Source organism: Bradyrhizobium sp. I1.14.4, assembly GCF_050435825.1.
Taxonomy (GTDB): domain Bacteria; phylum Pseudomonadota; class Alphaproteobacteria; order Rhizobiales; family Xanthobacteraceae; genus Bradyrhizobium.
On record NZ_JBNDLA010000017.1, the window covers coordinates 17336 to 38811 of the forward strand.

Genomic DNA, 21476 nt, shown 5'->3' on the forward strand with positions numbered 1-21476 from the left:
GTCGGCCGGAGATGGGACGATTCGACCCGCTCCGACCGACGCCTCTGTCTCATGCGAAGCTTGCGCAAGCCTGTCGCGAATGCGCGCGGGTCCGAAATTTCGCTCCGCGACGCATTCGCGCGGAGAAAACCGCAAGGTTGCCGCAATGAATCGGGCATAAAGCCGGCAGATCGGATGACGAACCGATACGGGGATAAAGACGACGAATGCGGGTGCTGTTGGTGGAGGACCAGCCGGACATGGTCGCGGCGCTGCGTGCGGCACTCGCGCGCCACGACATGCTGGTCGATCACGCGCCGGATCTTCTGGAAGCCGAGGCGATTGCCGCTGCGGGAAGTTACGACGCGATCGTGCTCGACCGGCAATTGCCTGACGGCGACGGACTGTCGCTGATTCCGAAATTGCGCGCGAGCGGCAACACCGTGCCGGTGCTGGTGCTGACCGCCCGCGGCGAGCTGGCAGAACGGGTCTCGGGCCTCGACAGCGGCGCCGACGATTATCTCGGCAAGCCGTTTGCGTTCGAGGAGTTGCTGGCGCGGTTGCGGGCGCTGTTGCGGCGGCCCGCCAACGTGCAGCAGCACGTCGCGCGGATCGGCCGCCTGGCGTTCGACTTCACCCATCGCGAGGCCAGCGTCGACGGACGCCCCCTGGAGATGCCGCGTCGCGAACGGCTGGTGCTCGAGACGCTGCTGCACCGGATGGGACGCATGGTGCAGCGCTCCGCGCTGATGGAGGCGGTCTACGGCCTCGACGACGACGTGCAGCCCAACGCGCTGGACAGCCATGTGTCGCGTTTGCGCCGCAGGCTCACCGAGGCCGACGCCGGTGTCACGATCAACGGCGTTCGTGGCCTCGGCTATGTGCTGCGGGAGACACCGTGAGCGTGCTGCGACCGCGATCCCTCACCTGGCGCCTGGTCGGACGCCTCGCGGGCCTGCAGGCCATTGCGTTGACCCTCCTGATTCTGTTGATCGGAGCTGCCGCGATCGGGCTGCTATGGGCAGGGCTGCTGATCGGCGAATACCAAGGCAGTACCCTCGATACGCTGCGGGACGCCGTCACACGCGATGAAGCGGGCGGACTGACGCTGCGCCAGACGCCGGAATTGGCCGCCCTGCGCGCCGAGCACGCCGATCTCTGGTTCATCATCCGCGACGCTGACGGTCACCAAATCTCCGAAGGGACCGTGCCCTCGCAATTCGCACCGATCGCATCGGCCCTCGAACATGTAAGCGAGGCGGTGCTCAAGTGGAACGCCGCCGAGGCCCCGCGTCCCGCTGGGCTCGTCAAATCGGTCGACACGCCGGCTGGACGGATCCAGATCCTGACCGGAACATACGGCGAGCTCTCGATGTGGCGAGCGCTGGAGATCACACCGCAGCTGTTCCTCAACATGATCCTGCCGATCGTCGTGCTGATGACGCTGGCGACGTTGGTCGCGACCCCATTCGTGGTGCGCCGGGCCATGAAGGGACTTGGCCAAGTCGCCGCGCAGGCCGAACGCATCGACATCGACCGGCGCGGCGCGCAGTTGCCGCTCGATGAGGTGCCGATCGAGATTGCCCCGCTGGTCAAGGCCATCAACGCCGCGCTCGAACGCCTCGACAAGGGTTACGAGCGCCACCGGCGTTTCCTCGCCGATGCCGCACACGAGCTCCGGACTCCGATCGCGATTCTTTCAACACGAGTTGCCTCACTGCAGGCCGGGCCGGAGAAGACCTATCTGCTCGAAGACGCTACCCGCCTCAGCGTCATGGCCGGCCAGCTCCTTGACCTGCAACGGCTCGATCAGCGAACTGACACGTTCGGCTCCGTCAACCTCGTCGGCGTCGCGCGGCAGGTCGTCCTCGATCTCGCGCCGCTGGCCTTCGCGGCGGGATATGAGATGTCGTTCGAGCAGAACGACGAGACGATTGTGGTGAGCGGCGACCAGACCGCGCTCGAACGTGCCCTCACCAACCTCGTGCAGAACGCCATCGACCACGGCCAGCGGCGCGGCACGATCCTGGTTCGGGTGACAGCAGCCGGCCGGATCGAGGTCTGCGACGACGGCGACGGCATTCCGCCCGACGAGCGCGAGCAGATCTTCGAGCCGTTCCGTCGGCTGCATCCGGGCGGACGTGGTGCCGGCCTTGGTCTCGACCTGGTGCAGACCATCATGCACCTTCACGGCGGCCGGATCGAGGTCGATCAGACGCCGTCCGGCGGCGCCTGCATGCGCATGGTGTTCCCGAAGGTCCAGCCGTCGGCCGATCGAGCGGCGGTAACCGCAGCGCGCCGCGACCAGAGCCGTTCCGACGAAATCGGAACGGACTCTTGATTCTCGCCATGACGCGTCGTCTTTACGCGAACCGGTATCCACCTCGCTCGAAAACGCCCTACCCCGCCTTGCGCAGTTTCTGGGCCTCGTAGAACGCGGTCTCGAAATTGATGTAGCCGATGAAGGAGGTCGGGTCACCAAACGGCAGGATCTGCGTCGCCCAGAATCCGCCGAAGCCATTCTGCCGGTCGATCCAGTAGAACAGGTTGGCAAGGCCGGCCCAGCCGAGCGCGCCGGCCGGGCGGCCGGTCGGAGCCTGCTCGTCATTGATCATGAAGCTGAGCGCCCAGGATTTCGACTGGCCGGGGAAGAACTCGGCGTCGTTGGCAAGCGAGGTGATCACGCCGGTGATGGCGGTGACCTTGTTGCTTCCGAGATGGTTCTTCTCCGCCATCCGCACGGTCTCCGCCTTCAGGACACGGCCATGCTCGCCGGCGCCGTCGTTCAGCCACATCCGGATGAAGCGCATGTAGTCGCCGATGGTGCCGTAGAGCCCGTGGCCCCCCATGTGGATTTCCGGATTGGCCGGCAATTCGAAATCCATCGGCGTGAGCGAGCCGTCGGCGTTGCGGGCGTGAATGCCGGCGAGGCGGCGGCGCATCGCGTCGGTGAGCTCGAACGTCGTATCCCTGATGCCGAGCGGCTCGAAGATCCGCATCCTGAAGACTTCGCCGAGCCGGCGGCCGGCGATCGCTTCGACGATCTGGCCGCACCAATCCATGTTGGTGCCGTATTCCCATCGCTCGCCGGGGTCGAACAGCAGCGGCGTCATCAGCGAAGCCTTGGACGCCGTGATGACGCTGGGCTGCCCCTTCTCCTGCGCGAGCCGGTTGTAGGTGTGATTGATGAAGTCGTAGCTCAGACCCGCGCTGTGGACCATCAGCATGCGGGTGGTGATGTCGCGCTTCGGCGCACGGAGCCGCGGCTCGCCTTCTTCGTCGAAGCCTTCAATCACCTGGAGCTTGCCGATGTCGGGCGCGTAGGTCTTGGCAGGCGCGTCGAGATCGAGCTTGCCCTCCTCGACGAGTTGCAGGACGGCCGTCCCGGTGATCGCCTTGGTGGTCGAGAAGATGGCGAACACGCTGTCGGTCGTCATGTCCGCTGCCTGATCGAGGCGGCGCTTGCCGGCGGCACCTTCATAGATGTTGCGATGGCGGTCGGTCACCATGGCTACGACGCCGGGAACGCGCGGGTTTGAGGTCACCACGCCGTCGAGAATCGCATCTGCCGTCGCACTGAAATTCGTGCTCATTGTCGTCCTCCGATAATCTGCTTTGTGATGTGATCAATCGTGAGCGGCGGCGTGGTCATCGAAGACCGCGGCGCCAAGTCGCGATCGGACGCTACTGCACGGCGAAGCCGCGATAGCCGCTCGCGGCGACCTCGTCGCATTTCTGGCGATAGGTGCCGACGCCGCCGCAATAGGACAGCACCCGGCGCGGCTTGCCCTCGACATTCGAGCCGAGGTACCAGGAGTTGGTCTTCGCGATCAGTGTCGCGTTGGCGGTCTCGTCGTGATGCGCCACCCACTGATCCTCGGCGTCCCTGGTCGGCTCGATGACGCTGAGGTTCTTGCCGCGCAAATATCTGATGCAATCGGCGATCCACTCGACCTGCTGCTGCAGGCAGGTGGTCATGTTGCAAAGCGCGGCCGAGGGTGCGAGCGGCACCGCTGTCGTGAACAGGTTCGGATAGCCGTGGACCTGCAAGCCCATCGTGGTGCGGATGTCCCTGCCCCAATCGTCCTTCAGCGATCGCCCGTCGCGGCCGCGAATGTCGATGCGCGTCAACGCCCCCGTTCCGGCGTCGAAGCCGGTCGCCAGGATGATGACGTCGAACGCGTGCACCGTGCCGTCGGCGGTCTGGATGCCCTCCGGCGTGATACGGACGATCGGATTGTTCTTGACGCTGACGATCTCGACATTGCGCCGGTGGAAGGCCTCGAGGAAATTGCTCTCCAGCGGCACCCGGTGCGTGCCGAAACCGTAATCGGACGGAATCAGCTGTTCGCACAGCTTGGGGTCCTTGATCCGCTCGCGCATCTTTTCGCGCACGAATTCGGTGATCTCGGCGTTGATCGCTTCGTCGAAGAACAACTCGGCGAAGGACGAAACCCACAATTTGAGCGATCCGTCATTCCAGCAGTCCTCGATCACCTGGCGGCGCTGCTGCGGCGTCAGATCGGCCCAGACGTGTTCGAAGTCAAACTCGAATCCGGTGAACGTCTTCGGCAGCCGTTCGGTGAGGAACTTGAACTTCGACTTGTAGGCCTCGGCGTCCGAAGCATCCCATTTCGGGTTCTTCATCGGGATGATGTATTGCGGGGTGCGGATGAACACCTTGAGATGACCGACCTCCCCGGCGATCGACTGGATCACCTGGATCCCGGTCGCGCCGTTGCCGACCACGCCGACGCGTTTGCCGGCAAGCTCGATCGCTCCCTTGGGCCAGCGCGCGGTGTGGAACAGCTTGCCCTTGAATGTCTCCTGTCCCGGGAAGGACACGTGCGGCGCCGAGAGCATGCCGCAGCAGGTGACCAGGAACTGTGCGTCGATCACATCGCCCTGGTCCGTCGTCACCAGCCAGCGCTGCGTCGCCTCGTTGAAGTGCGCGCTCTTCACCGTGGTGCCGAACTGGATGTCCTTCCTGAGGTCGAGGCGGTCGGCGACATAGTTCAGCCAGCGCTCGATTTCCGGCTGACCCGGGAACCGCTCGCTCCAGCTCCAGCCTTTGTAGAGCTCCTCGGAGAACAAATACTGATAGGTGTGGCCCTCAGAATCGAAGCGCGCGCCGGGATAACGGTTCCAGTACCAAGTGCCGCCGACGCTCGACCCGGCATCGATCGCCTTCACGCTCAGTCCCTGCTCACGCAGGCGGAACAGTTGGTAGAGACCGGCGACACCGGCGCCGACGACCACTGCGTCGAACTTGATCGTTGCACGCGCACCATTGCTTCCATTCGACCTTGTGACGGTCTCGGTCATCGTTTCCTCCTGTTGTCTTGCTTCGCACCCGCTCATACCCGCCGTGTCGCCGGGTGATGGTGCGTTGCGTCAATTGGATCCCGGCCGCTGGCGCTGTCGCCGAGACGCAGAGGAGGCTACGGGTCGTGCGACCTGATGGCTTGGATGAAACCGACAATCTCTGGAACGTGGCCGTGCAATCGAGCCATCGGCCGTTGGTCGGCTTGGCAAACGGCGAAAGCGGCCTATTCTGCGCTCCGCCGTCCGGCCAACGAGAAGCGCTCAACCGCGCCACGGATTCCAGGGAGGAGGGTTGCGCGATGGGCCAGTTGATCACGGTCGAGGAGCTGCCGCGCTACGCGCCCGGTGAGTTGAAGCTGGACAGCGCCTCAGTCGGGAGGAACGATTTCCGGCTGCGGATCTTCCGATATGGACCATCCGATATCTGGGTGCCCCCGTCGGCAAACTTCCTGCTCGTGCTCTATCGCGACGGCGTGACGTCGATGAACCGCCGCGTCACCGGCGCGTGGAAGCAGGATCACGTCGGTCGCGGCGTCACGTCATTGCTGACCCGCGCCGAGCCATCCAGCTGGCACTGGAAGAATGACATCGAGGTCACCCATTTCTATATCGCCCCTGCCCTCATGATGAAGACCGCGAGCGATGCCTTCGACCGCGACGCCGAGACGATCGAGCTTCACGACCTGCTCAAGGCCGAAGACCCGATGCTGACCTGGATCAACGACCAGATGGTTCAGGAGGTCGCCGCAGGCGGTCCGGGCGGACGCCTCTGCTATGACGCGCTGGCGCTGCAGGCCAGCGTGCACATCCTGCGGAAATATGCGGCGATCGAATTCAAGATGCCGTGCGCGCAGGGACGTTTCAGGCCGGCGCATGCCCGGCTGATCGAGGACTATATCGAGCAGAACATCTTCCGGAACATCACGCTCGAGGAGCTTGCGAACATCTGCAATTGCACGCCGGTGCAGTTCGCCCGCAAATTCCGCGTGCATTACGGCACGCGTCCCCATGCCTACGTCCTGCGGCGCAAGGTGGAGCACGCATGCCAGCACCTGCGCAAGGACCGCGTTGCGCTGAAGGAGATCGCGCTGCTGAGCGGCTTTGCCGATCAAAGCCACCTCAATCGCGTGTTCCGGCAGCACATGAACGTCACGCCGGCGGAATATCGCCGGCAGGTCTGCGAGCACACCGCGCAAGCGTGAGATCGCGACGCCGGCTGGCCTGCGACGGACTCACACCGGCGGCGGGTTCAGACGCGCAAAGCCTTCCTGGATGCGGTAGGGATAATAGGGATAAGCGGGCATCACCGCGCTCGCCTTGTCGAGACGCGCGACCTGGTCCGATGTCAGCGACCATCCGACCGCGCCGAGATTGTCGCGCAGTTGCGCCTCATCACGTGCGCCGATGATCACGGATGACACGCTCGGCCGCGTCAGCAGCCAGGCGATGGCTATCTGCGGCACGCTGCGCCCGGTCTCGGCAGCCACGCCGTCTAGCGCGTCGACGATCGTGTAGAGCTTCTCGTCGTCGACCGGCGGCCCGAACTGCGCGGTCTCATGCAATCGGCTGTTCTTCGGCAGCGGCTGGCCCCGCCTGACCTTGCCGGTGAGCCGGCCCCAGCCGAGCGGACTCCAGACCATCGCGCCGACACTCTGGTCGAGCGCGAGCGGCATCAGCTCGGATTCATAGTCGCGGCCGACCAGCGAATAATAGACCTGGTGCGCCACATAGCGCGGCCAGCCGTGCCGCTCGGCGATATCGAGCGATTTCATCAGATGCCAGCCGGAGAAATTCGAGGCGCCGACATAACGCAGCTTGCCGGCGCGCACCAGCGCATCGAGCGTCGACAACACTTCGTCGACCGGCGTGAAGGCGTCGAAGGCATGAAGCTGCAGGAGGTCGATATAGTCGGTGTTGAGCCGGCGCAGTGCGGCGTCGACGGTTGCGACCAGCCGGTATCGCGACGTGCCGGCATCGAGCGGGCCGTCGCCCGTCGGCAAACCGGTCTTGGTCGAGATCAAGACCTTGTCGCGGCGACCCTTGATCGCGGCGCCGAGGATCTCCTCCGATGCGCCGTTCGAATAGACATCGGCGGTGTCGAACAAATTAACGCCGGCCTCGAGGCAGATGTCGATCAGCCGCCGCGCCTCGTCGACACCGCTGCGGCCCCAGGCCGAAAACAAAGGTCCCTGGCCGCCGAAGGTGCCGGTGCCGAAGCTGAGCACGGAGACCTTCAGGCCGGACGCGCCGAGATTGCGATATTGCATGACGAAACTCCTTCCGATGCCGTTCACTCGGCCGGGCACTGCGCTGCGAGCGCGACCGGCCGATCGAGGCGCAGGCTCCACAGCGCGAGCAACAGCCCGACCGCAGTGATGACAGCGGCGACCAGCGGCAGCGCGCCGAAGCCGAGGCCGCGATCGATGGTCACGCCGCCGGCCCAGGCGCCGAGCGCGTTGCCGAGATTGAAGGCCGCGATGTTCAGGCTGGAGGCCAGCGTCCGCCCTTCCACACCGGCGGCTTCGAGCACGCGAAGCTGCAGCGGTGCCACGGTCGCGAACGCTGCGATGCCGAGCACGAACAACAGCGCGACCGCCAAGACCTTGATCGAGACCACCGCCGCGAGCGCGACCAGGACGACGGCGAGGCCGCCGAGCGACACCAGCAGTGCACGCGCGAGTCCCTTGTCGGCGAGCCGCCCGCCCGCGACGTTGCCGATCGCAAGGCCGGCGCCGAACACCAGCAGGATCGGCGATACCGCGGCGTCGGAAAATCCGGTGAGCTGCGTCAGGATCGGCTGCACATAGGTGAAGACCGCGAACAGCCCGCCGAAGCCGAACACCGTCATGGCGAGCCCAAGCAGGACCTGCGGGCGGCCAAGCACGGCGAGCTCTTCGCGCAGCGGCGCGGGCTTGTCCTTGGCTCCGACATGGCCGGGGACCAGCACCGCCAGTACGATGAACGCGACCACGCCGATCACGGCCACCGCCCAGAACGCCGCGCGCCAGCCGAGCATCAGGCCGAACCATGCGCCGAAGGGAACGCCGAGCAAGGTCGCGACCGTCAGCCCGATGAACATCGTGGCGATCGCCGATGCGCGCTTGTCTTCCGGGACCAGGCTGGTCGCCACCACCGAGCCGACGCCGAAGAAGGTGCCGTGCGCCAGCGAGGTCAAGATGCGCGCCGCCATCAGCAGCTCGTAGTTCGGCGCCACCGCGCACGCGGCATTGCCGAGCGTGAAGATAGCCATAAGCGCCAGCAGCACCGCCTTGCGCGGCATCCGCCGCGTCCCCAGCGTCAGGATCGGCGCGCCGACGAACACGCCGAGCGCGTAGCCGGAGATCAACAGGCCCGCCGCGGAGACCGAGACCTGCATGTCGGCGGCGACCTGCAGCAACAGTCCCATGATGAGGAATTCGGTGGTGCCGATGCCAAAGGCACCGGCGGTCAAGGCAAGGACTGCAGCAGGCATGTGTCGCTCCGGACGGAAGGATTCCGCAATGCGAGATAGCGGTCCGGGCGAGGAAGGATTAGAATGGCGGCAATCCAATCATTTGTGACTTGAATTCAAGATGTCCCGAACAGACACCAACCGCTCCGGCGAGATGGACGTGTTCGTCCGCGTCGTCGATCTCGGCGGCTTCACGGCTGCCGCGAACAGCCTGCGGCTGACCCCGTCGGGCGTCAGCAAGCTGGTCTCCCGGCTCGAGACGCGGCTCGGCACGCGGCTGGTCAACCGCACCACGCGCAAGCTCCAGCTCACCGAGGAAGGCCTGGCCTTCTACCAGCGCGCCCAGCGCATCCTCGCCGATATCGAGGAGGCCGAGCGCGAAGCCGCCTCCTGCGTGCCGCGCGGCCATCTCACTGTGAACAGCAACATCCCGTTCGGCATGCTCCACGTGATGCCGCTGCTGCCGCGCTTCATGCGCGAGCATCCCGACATCACGCTCGACATCGTGCTGACCGACACGCTGGTCGATCTGATGCAGGAGCGCGCCGACGTCGCGATCCGTGCCGGCCCGCTCGGCGCCTCGCGGCTGATCGCGCGCAAGCTCGGCACCAGCCGCATGGCGGTGGTCGCCGCGCCCTCCTATCTCGCCCGCTTCGGCACGCCGAAGACCCCGGCTGACCTCGCCGCCCATCGTGGCATCGGCTGGACCTTTCCACGCAGCATCCGCGGCTGGCCATTCCGCCGGGCCGAAAAGATCGAGGAGGCGTTGCCGCCGCCGGTCGCGCGCGCCAGCGACGGCGAAACCGCGCGGCAACTCACGCTCGGCGGCATCGGGCTCGGACGGCTGGCGCTGTTTCACATCGGTCCCGACATCGAGGCCGGACGGCTGGTGCCCGTGCTGCAAAATCTCAATCCCGGCGATCGCGAGGACATCCACGCGGTCTATGTCGGCCATGCCGGCCCGCTGCCGGCACGGGTACGCGCCTTCATCGATTTTCTCGCACAACACATCCGCATCGGCGATCCGGCGCTGCGGCGTGGCGCGGATGGAAAATGGAAAGTCGTGCCGGGACCGTAGTTACCCTGCCGCAATGCGATTCAGCTCGCTGATCGCATCCTCCGGAAGAACCAGCTTTTCTGCGGCCAGATTCTCGCGCAGATGCGCGGCGGAAGACGTGCCGGGGATCAGCAGGATGTTCGGGGCGCGACGCAGCAGCCAGGCGAGCGCGACCTGCATCGGCGTCGCACCGAGGCGCGTTGCGACATCGGACAGGGCGGACGACTGCAGCGGAGTGAACCCGCCGAGCGGGAAGTAGGGCACATAGGCGATGCCGTCGCGGGCAAGGTCGTCGACCAAGGCGTCGTCGGACCGATGCGCTAGATTGTAGTGATTCTGCACGCAGACGATCTGGCAAATCCGTCGTCCTTCCGCGATCTGCGCGGGTGTCACGTTGCTCAGCCCGATATGACGCACCAGGCCCTGCCGCTGAAGATCGGCCAACACGGACAGCGGCGCCTCGATCGAGCCCTCGGCCGGTCCATGCGGGTCAAACATGGCGCGGAGATTGACGGCATCGAGCACGTCGATGCCGAGATTGCGCAAATTGTCGTGCACCGCCTGGGTGAGCTCTGCGGGCGAGAAGGCCGGGATCCAGGACTTGTCGGCGCCGCGCCTGGCACCGACTTTGGTGACGATGACGAGATTGTCCGGATAGGGATGCAGCGCCTCGCGGATCAACCGGTTGGTGATGTGCGGGCCGTAGAAATCGCTGGTGTCGATATGATCCACGCCGGATGCAACGGCCTCGCGCAACACGGCCAATGCTGCGCCGCGATCCCTCGGCGAGCCGAACACGCCGGGTCCTGCGAGCTGCATCGCGCCATAGCCAAGCCGGCGCACATTGCGATCGCCGAGGGTGAACCTGCCGGACTGGCTTGTGCTGGACATCATCGATCTCCTCTAAAGACGCCACACAGCTAGCCGTTGTCTGTCTGCGCGATAATCGGGCACAATCCGTACGAGCCGTTCGGAGAAGCGAACAATGAAAGTCGAATTGGGTGATTTGAACGCCTTCGTCGCGGTAGCCCGCGCCAAAGGCTTTCGCGACGGCGCCCGCGCGAGCGGCGGCAGCGCATCGGGGCTTAGTGAGGCCGTCAGCCGGCTGGAGACACAACTCGGTGTCAGGTTGCTCAATCGCACCACGCGGAGCGTTGTGCCGACCGAGGCAGGCCAGCGCCTGCTCGAACGGCTCGGCCCGGCACTGAGCGAGGTGGAATCGGCCCTCGACGTGGTCAACAGCTTTCGCGACAGACCGGCGGGCACGCTCCGGCTCAATGTGCCGGTCAGCGCCGCACGGCTGGTGTTGCCCGCGATCGTGCCGCGTTTTCTAGCCACCTATCCCGACATCCAGCTCGAGGTGACCGCTGAGGACAGCTTCATCGACGTTCTGGCAGCCGGGTTCGATGCCGGGATCCGCTATGACGAACGCCTCGAGCAGGACATGATCGCGGTGCCGATCGGGCCGCGCGTCCAGCGCTTCGCGACCGCCGCTGCTCCTGCCTATCTCGACCGACACGGCCGGCCCCAGCACCCGCGCGACCTGCTCCGCCACATCTGCCTTCGCGGCCGTTTCTCCTCAGGTGCGATGATTGCTCCATGGGAGTTCGAACGCGATGGCGAGGTCGTTCGCGTCGATCCGGCAGGGCCGTTGCTGGTCAGCGTCGCCGGGGCGACCGATCTTGCCGTTGCCGCGGCGCTCGCCGGGACCGGCGTCATCAAGCTGTTCGAAGACTGGCTGCGCCCGCATCTCGACAGCGGCGCGCTCGAACCCGTGCTCGAGCCGTGGTGGCAAAGCTTCCCGGGGCCGTTCCTCTACTATCCGGGCCGCCGTCTCGTCCCCGCACCACTGCGGGCATTCATCGATTTTATCAAGGCTGGATGAATGTCCGCGCGACTGCCCGATCATGACATGCGCAACGCCGCACGCCTTCTTGACGCCGAACGACTTTGGCGCACCAGGTCTGCGTTGCTTGTCGCGAACATCGCACGCGCATTTTGAACGGTTTTGCTTCAGCGGGTTTCGCATAGCAACTTTGCGCGCTTGTGTAGCATCAACGTCGCAGTTCCAGGTTGCAAGTTATGGTTGACTGAACGAGAGTTCGTAAAGGCGGACGCGGTCTGTTGCGCTTGCGCGGGACAAGCCCGGCCCCTCTTCAGCACCGGAGCGACCATGCAGCGATCCAGGGCAGTCTTCATCACCGGCATTGTCTACGCCTTGATCGGCCTGGTCCTCGCCGGCGGCGGGATTTGGCTCGCGGCATTGGGCGGATCCATCTTCTACATCCTCCTCGGCATCGGCATTCTCGCCACGGCTGCGTTGTTGCTGACGCAGCGCCATCAGGCGCTATGGCTGTTTGCGATCGTGCTGGTCGGCACGCTGGCGTGGGCCGTCTACGAGGTGCGATTCGACTGGTGGCCGCTCGCAGCGCGCGGCGACGTCGTCTTCCCGATGGCGCTCTGGCTGCTCACGCCGATAATCGTTCGCGGGCTGGCGCGAAGCGAGCCGATATCTTACACGCGCGCGACGGCGCCGCTCTGGGTCGGCGTGATGGCGGCTGCGGCCGTACTCGTAGCCGGGCTGCTGTCGAGCTATCACGACATCAATGGCACGATTGCCTCCTCCGGGCCTGCCGTGCAGCAAAGCGAAGCCGACCCGCAACCGGATGGCGATTGGCGCGCTTATGGACGCACGCAATTCGGACAACGCTATTCGCCGCTGAAGCAGATCACGCCGGACAATGTCGGCAAGCTAACGGTCGCCTGGACCTTCCGCACCGGCGACGTGGCGACGCCAGAGGATTCCGGCGAAACGACCTTCGAGGTCACCCCGATCAAGGTGCGCGACACGCTCTATCTCTGCTCGCAGCACCAGGTGCTGTTTGCGCTCGACGCCAAGACCGGGACGGAGCGCTGGCGATACGACCCCAAGCTAGTGCACAACAAGACGCTCCAGCACATGACCTGCCGCGGGGTCTCCTATCACGAGACTGCGGCAGGTGCCGTCGATAGCAGCAACAGTCCGGCGCCGGCCGAATGCCCCCGGCGGATCTTCCTGCCCGTCAATGACGGCCGGATGATCGCGCTCGATGCCGACAGCGGCAAGCTCTGCGATGGTTTTGCCGATCACGGCATCCTCGACCTGCAGCAAGGGATGGGGATCAAGACCGCCGGCTTCTTCGAGCCGACGTCGCCACCGGTCGTCAGTGACAGGATCCTGGTCGTTGCCGCCGCGGTGATCGACAATTACGCGGTCGAGGTGCCGTCGGGCGTGATCCGCGGCTTCGATGTCTACACCGGCAAACTGGTCTGGGCCTGGGACTCCGCAGCAGCCGACGAGAACGCGCTGCCGTCGCCGACACGCCATTACACCAACGGCTCACCGAATTCCTGGATCACGGCCTCGTTCGATCCGAAATTGAATCTGGTTTACATCCCGACCGGCAACAACGGGCCCGACATCTGGGGCGGCAATCGCGACGCGCTGGTCGAGCGCTATTCGAGCTCGATCGTCGCGCTGGATGTGAATACCGGCAAGCGCGCCTGGTCGTACCAGACCGTGCATCACGATCTCTGGGACATGGACATTCCTTCGCAGCCGAGCCTGGTCGATGTGACGACGGCCAAGGGCGTCGTTCCCGCGATCATCCAGCCGACCAAGGTGGGCAACATCTTCGTGCTCGACCGCAGGACCGGCGAGTTGATCGTGCCGGCACCGGAACGCCCGGTGCCGCAGGGCGCCGCGCCCGGCGACCGCACCGCGCCGACACAGCCGTTTTCCGAACTGACCTTCCGCCCGGAAGCGAAGCTGACCGGTGCCGACATGTGGGGCGGCACGATCTTCGACCAGCTGCTGTGCCGGATCATGTTCCACCGCTTGCGCTACGAAGGCACGTTCACGCCGCCGTCCTTGCAGGGCACGCTCGTCTTCCCCGGCAATCTCGGCATGTTCGAATGGGGCGGCATCGCGATCGATCCGGTGCGTCAGATCGCCATCGCCAATCCGATGTCGTTGCCCTTCGCCTCAAAGCTCATTCCACGCGGTCCGCAGAATCCTCCGGCGCCGACGGCCGAGAAGCCGGTCGGCAGCGAGGTCGGGGTGCAGCCGATGTATGGCACGCCGTTCGGGGTGGATATCTCGAGCTTCCTCTCGCCACTCTCCGTGCCGTGCTACCGGCCGCCATGGGGCTCGATGGCCGCCATCGACCTCAGGACGATGAAGATCGTCTGGCAGCATCCCAACGGCACGATCAGGGACACCACGCCGCTGCCGCTTCCGTTCAAGATGGGTGTGCCGATGCTAGGCGGGCCGATCACGACTGCCGGCGGCGTCGCGTTCTACACAGGCACCTATGAGTACACGATCCGGGCCTACGACGTACGTGACGGCAAGGTGCTCTGGGAAGATCGCCTGCCCGCCGGCGCCCAATCGACGCCGATGAGCTACGAGGTCGACGGCAAGCAATACGTCGTCACCGCGGCCGGCGGCCACGGCTCGTTCGGCACCAAACGCGGCGACTACGTCATCGCCTACGCATTGAAGGACTGAACCCGGGGGCGTCGTCATGCTTGCGTCATCCGGTGATCGAGCGAGGCATCCGACGGCGTTCTATCTATGGCTGGGTCTCTCGGCGATGTCGGTCTGTGCCGGCGGCCACGCCGCCGATGCTGCCGATCTGACAGTTCCCGGCGCCGCGACCAATCCGACGCCCGCGCCAGTGCCAGCACCGATTCCCTGGCTGCTCGGCGATTGGGACGGCGCGCGAACCTGGCTGTTGAATGCCGGCATCGATTTCCAGTTCGGCTACACCAGCGAACTCGCCGGCAATGCAACGGGCGGTCAGCGGCAGCAGGTTGCCTACACCGATCAATGGACCTTCGGCACCACGTTCGATCTTGCCAAACTGGGCGTCGTGCCCGGCGGCACGATCCAGGTCACGTGGACCGATCGCAACGGCAGCAATTTGAGCGATGACGCACGCCTCGGCACGCTGCAGCAGGTGCAGGAGCTGTTTGGACGCGGCCAGACATTGCGGCTCACGCAGTTCTGGTACGACCAGAAGTTCATCGACGGCTTGGTCGACTGGAAGATCGGCCGGATCACCTTCGGCGAGGACTTCGCATCGTTCGCCTGCGATTTCCAGAACCTGACCTTCTGCGGCGCGCAGCCCGGCAACCTCGTCGGCAACTACATCTACAATTGGCCGGTCAGCCAATGGGCCACCCGGCTTAAGTTCAATCTGCCGGGCTTCGGCTATTTTCAGTTCGGCGTGTATGACGCCAACCCCAATTACCTGAAGGTCTCGCAGTCGGCGCTTCCGGTGTTCTACTCGGGATCCACGGGCCTGCTCATCCCGGCTGAGCTCGCCTGGCTGCCGAAGTTCGGCAGTCTGCAGGGCAGCTACAAGTTCGGCGGCTGGTACGACACATCGACCGCCCCCGATGTGATCACCGACGTCAACGGCAATCCGGCCGTCCTGACCGGGCAGCCGCTGCTGCAGAGCCGCGGGCGCTACGGCGCCTATGTCAGCTTCGTTCAGCAGGTGATCCGCGCATCGCAAGTCAATTCCGCGGGCGCGCTCAGCCTGTTTTTCAACGCGACGATGGCCGATCGCCGCACGGCGACCACCGATTATCAAATCGCTGGCGGTCTCACCTATACCGGCCCACTCTCGTCGCGGCCGGAGGACGACATCGGATTTGCCGTCGGCACCACCCACGTCAACGACCGCATCGCCTGGTCGGAGGAGCTGCAGAATCTGGCCGGCCTCGGTCCGATCGCCGTCCAGGGCAACGAATACGTCATGGAACTCTACTACACCTACCGGCCGCTCGCCGGCCTGCAGGTGCGGCCGAACATCCAGTATGTCGTCGACCCCGGCGGGACCAGCAGGAACGCAAACGCATTGGTGTTCGGTCTGAAGACGGTTGCGAATTTCTGACACCGCGCATGCCCCCGTTGTCATTCCCTGGATCGTGAACTCGGCGACGTCCAGACGGGTTGGCAAATCCGGCCAAAGCCGCTAAAGGTCCGCCCCCTTTCACAGACAATCCGAGCATGACATGTCGAGCGCCCCGCCCGCCGTCTCGATTGGCGTCGATTTTGGCACCAGCAACACCGTGGTCGCACTGTCCGACGGCGACGGCCGCGTCGAGGCGATCCGCTTCGACCATGGCGGCCGCACGCATAACGTCTATGTATCCGCGCTGTGCTTCTGGGAGGAGCGGCCCGGTGCCGGCCTGCATCCGCACGCCGAGGGCGGCCCATGGGCAATCGAGCAGTTCCTCGAGGGGCGGACGATCCATCGCTTCATCCAGTCGTTCAAGACGTTTGCGGCAAGCTCGGCATTCAACACCACCCAGATTTTCCGGCAGCGCTACAAGTTCGAGGACCTGCTCGCGGCGTTCCTGCGCACGCTGACGCGCCATGCCGGCGACGGCTTCGATCTCGGCGCGCCGACCATCATGGTCGGCCGCCCGGTGAAGTTTGCCGGCGGCAATCCCAATGATGAGCTCGCGATGCAGCGCTACCGGGCCGCGTTCGAGCGGCTCGGCGCCGGCCATGCACGCTATGTCTACGAGCCGGTCGGCGCGGCGTTCTCCTTTGCTCGCAGCCTCGACCATGACGCAACGGTGCTGGTCGCCGATTTCGGCGGCGGCACCAGCGACTTCTCCGTGATGCGGTTCTCGCGCAAGGGCGGCATTCTGCGCGCCGAGCCGCTCGGACATGCCGGCATCGGCATCGCCGGCGACACCTTCGACTACCGCATCGTCGACCATATCGTGTCGCCGCGGCTCGGCAAGGGCAGCAACTACCGCTCGTTCGACAAGGTGCTGCCGATCCCCAATCACTATTATTCGAGCCTCGCCCGTTGGCATCAGCTCGCGATGATGAGGGGCAATGGTGACCTGCGCGAATTGCAGCAGCTCGCGCGTACCGCGCTCGATCCGGCGCCGCTGCACGATTTCATCACCATCGTCGACCACGATCTCGGCTTTGCGCTATACCGCGCGGTGTCCGACACCAAGGTCGCACTGTCGAGCCGCGACCGCGTCGAGTTCCGCTTTGCCCGCGAAGGCATCGATATCGGCGCGACCGTGACGCGCGACGATTTCGAATCCTGGATCGCCGACGACATCGAACGGCTGGGCGCGACGGTCGACGAGGCGCTGGCGAAAGCCGGCATCACCGCGCGCGACGTCGAGAAGGTGTTCCTGACCGGCGGCACTTCGTTCGTGCCGGCCGTGCAGCGCCTGTTCGCGGAGCGCTTTGGCGAAGCGCGGCTGACCTCGGCGGACCAGTTCGAATCGATCGCCTATGGTCTCGCCTTGATCGGCCACACCCCGGATCCCGACCGCTGGACCTTCGCCGAAGCGGCGTGACCAACGGTTTCGCGCCTTGATCCCGGCCCAATACGCGACTACACCACTGCAATCGTCAATTCGAGAGGATGCCGACAGCCATGGATTTGATCCGGACAGCAAAGCCCATCAGCCTTGCCCACGGGGATATCCATCGCCATGCTTGCATCGATCACGCTTTCCCATCTGACCCTGTCCGCGCCTGACGGCCGGGTTCTCCTTTCCAGTATCGATCTCAGTTTCGGACCCGAACGGACCGGCCTTGTCGGCCGCAACGGCGTCGGCAAGACCACGCTGCTCGGCCTGATCGCAGGCCGGCGCGCCGCGCAGTCCGGCACGGTCTCGGTTCAGGGACGTGTCGGGATGCTGCATCAGACGGTTCAGGTGAAGCCGGACGAATGCGTCGTCGATCTGTTCGGCGCGCGCCGCACACTGGCCGCGTTGCGCCGCGCCGAGCAGGGCCTTGCGACCACTGAGGAGCTTGCGGATCTCGACTGGACGCTGGATACCCGCATCGCGTCGGCGCTCGCGCGCGTCGGGCTGAACGATGTGCTCGACGCCCCGCTGGCGATGCTGTCCGGCGGACAGGCCACCAGGGCGCGCCTCGCCGCGCTGACTTTTGCAGAGCCCGACTTTCTGCTGCTCGATGAACCCACCAACAATCTCGACCGCGCCGGACGCATGGCAGTGATCGACCTGCTCGCCGACTGGCGGCATGGCGCCATCATCGTCAGCCACGACCGTGAGCTGCTGGAGACCATGGATGCGATCGTCGAACTGACCTCGCTCGAAGCCAGACGCTATGGCGGCAATTGGAGCCAGTACCGTGCGCGCAAGACCATCGAGCTTTCCGCAGCACGCCACGATCTGGCGGATGCCGAGAAGCGTGTCGCCGAGCTCGACCACAAGGCAAGGGAAACGACTGAACGGAAGGCGCGCAAGGACGGTGCCGGTGCAAAGAAGCGCGCCAAGGGCGATCTGCCGCGCATCGCCGCCGGACTGCGCAAGGATCGCAGCGAAGATACCGGCGGCGAGAATGCCCGCCTCGCCGAGCGTCGGCGAACGCAGGCACTCGAACTGGCCACCGCGGCGCGCCAGCGCATCGAGGTGATGCAGCCGTTCTCGGTACAGCTGCCGTCGACGCTTCTGCCGCCGAGCAGGATAGTGCTGCGGATCGAGGCTGTTGACGCCGGCTACGCAGCGGAAGCGCCGATCCTGCGTGATCTCACCTTCTTCATGTCTGGCCCGGAACGCGTCGCGATCACTGGCCCCAACGGCGCCGGCAAGACGACGCTGCTCAAGCTCGTCAGCGGCGACCTGCCCGCGGCGCGCGGCACCGTCGAGGTGATGACCCGCTTTGCGATGTTCGATCAGGCGGTCAGCTTGCTCGATGCGTCAGCCTCCATCCTGGACAATTTCCGGCGCATCAATCCGGATGCCGACGAGAACGCCTGTCGGGCGGCGCTGGCGCGATTCATGTTTCGCGCCGATGCCGCCCTGCAGATCGTCGCGAGCCTGAGCGGCGGCCAACTGCTCCGCGCCGGTCTGGCCTGTGTTCTGGGTGGCCCAACGCCACCGCCGCTCCTGATCCTCGACGAACCGACCAACCATCTCGACATCGACTCGATGGAAGCGGTCGAAGCCGGACTACGCGCCTATGACGGTGCCCTGCTGGTCGTGAGCCACGATGAAGCCTTCCTCGAGGCGATCGCGATCACGCGCAGGTTCGAGCTCGGTGCCGATACCCGATGACGATAGATGGGATTGTCGGGGTCATCTTTTGGCAAGGGTCGATCGCGCCCGGTGGCCGCGGCTCCCACCAAAATATCGAAAACAACCCCATGCAAAGTAGCCAGCGGCTGCCGCGACCGACGGTCTTGGGCCGGCGCGCTTCGCTGTCCCAGCGCGCGAGCTCCTCGATCAGCGTGGTCAGTACCGAGATTGAAACCTTGCAACCCCTGGACAACCCGTTCGGCACGAGGCTGTCACCCATGTCCTAGGTACGATCTGTCACCCATGTCTCCGGGCTGGACATCTGATTGGATGGCGGAGAGGGAGTCAGTCAATCCCCATTGAAAGCCAAAGCATTTTCGGCCCTCCTAGACCAAAACCCACCGTTTGAGCTACCGCCGGAACAAACCGCGGCCAAAGTAGCCTCAACCCTGGTGTAGGTGCTCCACCGCTCAAGCCACCATGCGCGTCGAGAATTTTAGCCAGCGACTCGTTCATGGGTTCCTTCTCCATTCAGTAAGTGCGAGCAGTTGCGCAAGCCGAGGGCCGCTCGCCTCCCCATGTGGGGCGCGCCGGCGCTGCGATCTCCTCGCCGCGACGCTTTGCACGCTTCCGCGCAATGTCCGTGGTGTTCATACTACGGCGTTGCGTAGTCCCAAACATCAGGCGGCAGCTTATCCTTGAGCGATGCATACATGGCGTCGCGGAATAGTTTCACCGCTGGATAAGGTCGAAGCGCAATCGTGCGCTCCAGTATCAGCCCCTGCTCGTTATCTACGATGATCTCCAAGCTCTCGATCTTGCGGCCGTCTATGGTTCCCTCCCATCGCAAGAAGGTGGTACGCCCATCAAGCTTGAACTCGGCTGTATAGGCACCGGAACCTCGCGTTGAGGTCGACTGGGCGAATATTTCTGCGATGACTTCGCGCCCCTCAATCGGCCGTACCAGGAAGGGGCTATTGAATACGATGTTTTCGGCAAGGAGCGCGCTCACCTGGGCGGGTGTAGCCTTTCCAGATTCCCGTAGTTTGCGTAAGGGATGCATCGTGATTCCTTCCGTTGTGTGAAGGCGAGAAGGGCGGCGTCGACGCCCCGACGTGCGGTTAACACGGTAGACGTACGCGATGACAAAAAAAGGCTATGACGTCGATGCAGAGGATTATGACGGTCTGCGCGACCGTTCTTGACACCGGTAATGCGATCCTGCACAGCCGCGCTCCGAGCAACAAGACGGCTCAACGCAACAATGCCTGTTAGCGAACGACCCGTACGCCAAATTCCGTTCGCCTTGTAAAAATTCACCTGAAAGGGCGCGTTGCACCCGATAAGGCTAGAGTGCTGCCAACCAATTCGCGGCGCCAATGATGGCGGATGACGCGCGCGATAGGCGCACCACCCGCCTAATCAAGGGCGTCACTCTAGCCACGCTCCTCAGCCTTATCTTTGCGCCAGCTCAGGAAGGTCAGTGCCCAGCCCACTGTTACAACCAGATTAATCGCAAGCAACGCAGGATCGCCGTACTGGGAGTAAAGCACGAACAACGCCGCGATGATGAAGCCGCGCACAAGCAGAGTCACCGTATAAACACGAGACGCTTTATTGACGATCATCCCAGAGGCGATTATTCCCAGCGAAAAAAGAAGTACCCCGAACATGCGAAGGCCGAGGTCATCGTAGACATGGTTGGTGAGTAACAGATTCATCGTCATCTGCGGAACGAACATCAGCGCCACGCCAACGGGAAGCGTGTAGCCGACGAGGTAATACAAACTGAGCCGCGTCCTCGGTAATTCATGGCGTTCGGTGGACGTGCCGTTCCCAATAGCGGCAGATATTGCACTCATGGTCTTTCTCCTTTGGCTTAATTTGGTCATTCACGGGCGAGCCGCCTCTACTGACTTTGCAAGTCAGCTTTATCGAATGAGATGGAGAAGAGACTCCTCTTCGACACCCATGAATTTTGGAAGTATCCCTTCCGAAGTCTGGAAGGGCCGGACCGCCTCGGATCTCAGATCGATGCGTTCTGGCATCTGAGGTCCTGCTCACTCAGGCGAGATAGCCGGACACGCCGTCCCAATGTAACTTCAGTGCCGTCACGACAAGCAATCCGTAACAGACGCGATAAATCTGGCCTTGGTCGAGCAAACCGTGTCCTCTCAGCCGGTTCTTTACGTCGACACTTCAGCCTGACCGGCACCGAAACCCGGTTCGAGCTTTCCACATTTTGGAAGGGTTCCTCCCGATCTTTGCGCCTGTTGATGCACGCCATTTGCGCTATCTCCACCGAGACGCCGCAGAGCGCGGCAGCTGGCAATTGGAGGCGAAGATGGGTGAAGTTATCCAGTTCATTTCAAAGGCCGAACGCGAGCGGCTGCGCCTGATTCGAGAGGCTCGTGCGATCTACGACGGCATTTTCCCGTCGTCTGAAGCGATCGCGAGGAACTCGACGAGAGACGAGCAACCCACGGGTAACTTAAGCTGACGCTCGGCGTGGCGAGGTCCTTCCGTAATCAAGAGCATCGCCGCACGTTCCAACATCTAGGCTTTCCGTTGCATGTCAAAGGAGATCGC

General features: G+C 64.3%; 17 protein-coding genes and 1 pseudogene. 10 read left to right on the forward strand and 8 right to left on the reverse strand.

Going from position 1 to position 21476, the window contains the following annotated elements; genetic code table 11:
- Window positions 1-206: 206 nt before the first annotated feature.
- The gene (locus ABIB78_RS27115) at window positions 207-881 is read left to right on the forward strand and encodes a response regulator transcription factor (protein ID WP_429029816.1); all 675 of its coding nucleotides are present in this window, start codon (window positions 207-209) and stop codon (window positions 879-881) included.
- Window positions 882-886: 5 nt separating this feature from the next.
- Window positions 887-2320 carry a sensor histidine kinase gene (locus ABIB78_RS27120; protein ID WP_429030064.1) on the forward strand — a complete coding sequence of 478 codons (1434 nt, stop codon included), beginning with the start codon at window positions 887-889 and terminating at the stop codon, window positions 2318-2320.
- Window positions 2321-2378: 58 nt separating this feature from the next.
- Here ABIB78_RS27120 and ABIB78_RS27125 read toward each other — a convergent pair whose 3' ends face one another.
- Window positions 2379-3572: a serine hydrolase domain-containing protein gene (locus ABIB78_RS27125; protein ID WP_429029818.1), complete on the reverse strand. Its 1194-nt coding sequence runs from the start codon at window positions 3570-3572 to the stop codon at window positions 2379-2381.
- Window positions 3573-3663: 91 nt separating this feature from the next.
- Window positions 3664-5304, reverse strand: coding sequence for a flavin-containing monooxygenase (locus ABIB78_RS27130; protein ID WP_429029821.1), 1641 nt, complete (start codon window positions 5302-5304; stop codon window positions 3664-3666).
- A 299-nt stretch (window positions 5305-5603) separates the two neighbouring features.
- Here ABIB78_RS27130 and ABIB78_RS27135 point away from each other — a divergent pair, with 299 nt between their 5' ends.
- On the forward strand, window positions 5604-6506 hold the full coding sequence (locus ABIB78_RS27135; RefSeq protein ID WP_429029824.1) for a helix-turn-helix transcriptional regulator: 903 nt from the start codon (window positions 5604-5606) through the stop codon (window positions 6504-6506).
- A 30-nt stretch (window positions 6507-6536) separates the two neighbouring features.
- On the opposite strand, the gene ABIB78_RS27140 is transcribed toward ABIB78_RS27135, so the two are convergent.
- Entirely contained in the window at window positions 6537-7571 is a 1035-nt protein-coding gene (locus ABIB78_RS27140) for an aldo/keto reductase (RefSeq protein ID WP_429029826.1), read from the reverse strand.
- A gap of 23 nt (window positions 7572-7594) precedes the next feature.
- The gene (locus ABIB78_RS27145; RefSeq protein ID WP_429029829.1) at window positions 7595-8776 is read right to left on the reverse strand and encodes an MFS transporter; all 1182 of its coding nucleotides are present in this window, start codon (window positions 8774-8776) and stop codon (window positions 7595-7597) included.
- Window positions 8777-8876: 100 nt separating this feature from the next.
- On the opposite strand from ABIB78_RS27145, the gene ABIB78_RS27150 reads away from it, so the two are divergent.
- Window positions 8877-9833, forward strand: coding sequence for a LysR family transcriptional regulator (locus tag ABIB78_RS27150; RefSeq protein WP_429029832.1), 957 nt, complete (start codon window positions 8877-8879; stop codon window positions 9831-9833).
- Here ABIB78_RS27150 and ABIB78_RS27155 read toward each other — a convergent pair whose 3' ends face one another.
- Complete coding sequence (locus tag ABIB78_RS27155; RefSeq protein ID WP_429029834.1) at window positions 9834-10703, reverse strand: aldo/keto reductase family oxidoreductase; 870 nt, start codon at window positions 10701-10703, stop codon at window positions 9834-9836. It lies immediately after the preceding gene.
- Window positions 10704-10797: 94 nt separating this feature from the next.
- Between ABIB78_RS27155 and ABIB78_RS27160 the strand changes: the two genes are divergently transcribed.
- From ABIB78_RS27160 to ABIB78_RS27180, 5 genes are all read left to right on the forward strand, one after another.
- The gene (locus ABIB78_RS27160) at window positions 10798-11697 is read left to right on the forward strand and encodes a LysR family transcriptional regulator (protein WP_429029837.1); all 900 of its coding nucleotides are present in this window, start codon (window positions 10798-10800) and stop codon (window positions 11695-11697) included.
- A 288-nt stretch (window positions 11698-11985) separates the two neighbouring features.
- Window positions 11986-14361: a glucose/quinate/shikimate family membrane-bound PQQ-dependent dehydrogenase gene (locus tag ABIB78_RS27165; RefSeq protein WP_429029839.1), complete on the forward strand. Its 2376-nt coding sequence runs from the start codon at window positions 11986-11988 to the stop codon at window positions 14359-14361.
- A 16-nt stretch (window positions 14362-14377) separates the two neighbouring features.
- Window positions 14378-15754, forward strand: a complete 1377-nt coding sequence (locus ABIB78_RS27170) for a carbohydrate porin (protein WP_429029842.1) — start codon at window positions 14378-14380, stop codon at window positions 15752-15754.
- 121 nt (window positions 15755-15875) lie between these two features.
- A complete protein-coding gene (locus ABIB78_RS27175) occupies window positions 15876-17195 on the forward strand; it encodes an Hsp70 family protein (protein WP_429029844.1) in 1320 nt (439 codons plus the stop codon).
- Between the two features lie 138 nt (window positions 17196-17333).
- Window positions 17334-18926 carry an ABC-F family ATP-binding cassette domain-containing protein gene (locus tag ABIB78_RS27180; RefSeq protein ID WP_429029846.1) on the forward strand — a complete coding sequence of 531 codons (1593 nt, stop codon included), beginning with the start codon at window positions 17334-17336 and terminating at the stop codon, window positions 18924-18926.
- Between the two features lie 616 nt (window positions 18927-19542).
- On the opposite strand, the gene ABIB78_RS27185 is transcribed toward ABIB78_RS27180, so the two are convergent.
- The 3 genes and pseudogenes from ABIB78_RS27185 to ABIB78_RS27195 form a co-directional block, all read right to left on the reverse strand.
- Window positions 19543-19950 (reverse strand): hypothetical protein, encoded by a 408-nt coding sequence (locus ABIB78_RS27185; RefSeq protein ID WP_429029848.1) that lies wholly within the window; start codon window positions 19948-19950, stop codon window positions 19543-19545.
- Window positions 19951-20323: 373 nt separating this feature from the next.
- Window positions 20324-20749: a hypothetical protein gene (locus ABIB78_RS27190; protein WP_429029851.1), complete on the reverse strand. Its 426-nt coding sequence runs from the start codon at window positions 20747-20749 to the stop codon at window positions 20324-20326.
- A 202-nt stretch (window positions 20750-20951) separates the two neighbouring features.
- A pseudogene (locus tag ABIB78_RS27195) lies at window positions 20952-21062 on the reverse strand (sulfite exporter TauE/SafE family protein); the annotation flags it as partial.
- Window positions 21063-21231: 169 nt separating this feature from the next.
- Here ABIB78_RS27195 and ABIB78_RS27200 point away from each other — a divergent pair.
- On the forward strand, window positions 21232-21387 hold the full coding sequence (locus tag ABIB78_RS27200; protein WP_429029854.1) for a hypothetical protein: 156 nt from the start codon (window positions 21232-21234) through the stop codon (window positions 21385-21387).
- Window positions 21388-21476: the final 89 nt, after the last annotated feature.

Bases quoted from the DNA above. Each gene is read 5' to 3' on its own strand.
- ABIB78_RS27125 (WP_429029818.1), bottom strand. From the start codon at position 3,572: ATGAGCACGAATTTCAGTGCGACGGCAGATGCGATTCTCGACGGCGTG.
- ABIB78_RS27175 (WP_429029844.1), top strand. From the start codon at position 15,876: ATGTCGAGCGCCCCGCCCGCCGTCTCGATTGGCGTCGATTTTGGCACC.
- ABIB78_RS27135 (WP_429029824.1), top strand. From the start codon at position 5,604: ATGGGCCAGTTGATCACGGTCGAGGAGCTGCCGCGCTACGCGCCCGGT.
- ABIB78_RS27155 (WP_429029834.1), bottom strand. From the start codon at position 10,703: ATGTCCAGCACAAGCCAGTCCGGCAGGTTCACCCTCGGCGATCGCAAT.
- ABIB78_RS27190 (WP_429029851.1), bottom strand. From the start codon at position 20,749: ATGAGTGCAATATCTGCCGCTATTGGGAACGGCACGTCCACCGAACGC.
- ABIB78_RS27185 (WP_429029848.1), bottom strand. From the start codon at position 19,950: ATGCATCCCTTACGCAAACTACGGGAATCTGGAAAGGCTACACCCGCC.
- ABIB78_RS27140 (WP_429029826.1), bottom strand. From the start codon at position 7,571: ATGCAATATCGCAATCTCGGCGCGTCCGGCCTGAAGGTCTCCGTGCTC.
- ABIB78_RS27150 (WP_429029832.1), top strand. From the start codon at position 8,877: ATGTCCCGAACAGACACCAACCGCTCCGGCGAGATGGACGTGTTCGTC.
- ABIB78_RS27130 (WP_429029821.1), bottom strand. From the start codon at position 5,304: ATGACCGAGACCGTCACAAGGTCGAATGGAAGCAATGGTGCGCGTGCA.
- ABIB78_RS27160 (WP_429029837.1), top strand. From the start codon at position 10,798: ATGAAAGTCGAATTGGGTGATTTGAACGCCTTCGTCGCGGTAGCCCGC.
- ABIB78_RS27165 (WP_429029839.1), top strand. From the start codon at position 11,986: ATGCAGCGATCCAGGGCAGTCTTCATCACCGGCATTGTCTACGCCTTG.
- ABIB78_RS27180 (WP_429029846.1), top strand. From the start codon at position 17,334: ATGCTTGCATCGATCACGCTTTCCCATCTGACCCTGTCCGCGCCTGAC.
- ABIB78_RS27200 (WP_429029854.1), top strand. From the start codon at position 21,232: ATGGGTGAAGTTATCCAGTTCATTTCAAAGGCCGAACGCGAGCGGCTG.
- ABIB78_RS27170 (WP_429029842.1), top strand. From the start codon at position 14,378: ATGCTTGCGTCATCCGGTGATCGAGCGAGGCATCCGACGGCGTTCTAT.
- ABIB78_RS27145 (WP_429029829.1), bottom strand. From the start codon at position 8,776: ATGCCTGCTGCAGTCCTTGCCTTGACCGCCGGTGCCTTTGGCATCGGC.
- ABIB78_RS27115 (WP_429029816.1), top strand. From the start codon at position 207: ATGCGGGTGCTGTTGGTGGAGGACCAGCCGGACATGGTCGCGGCGCTG.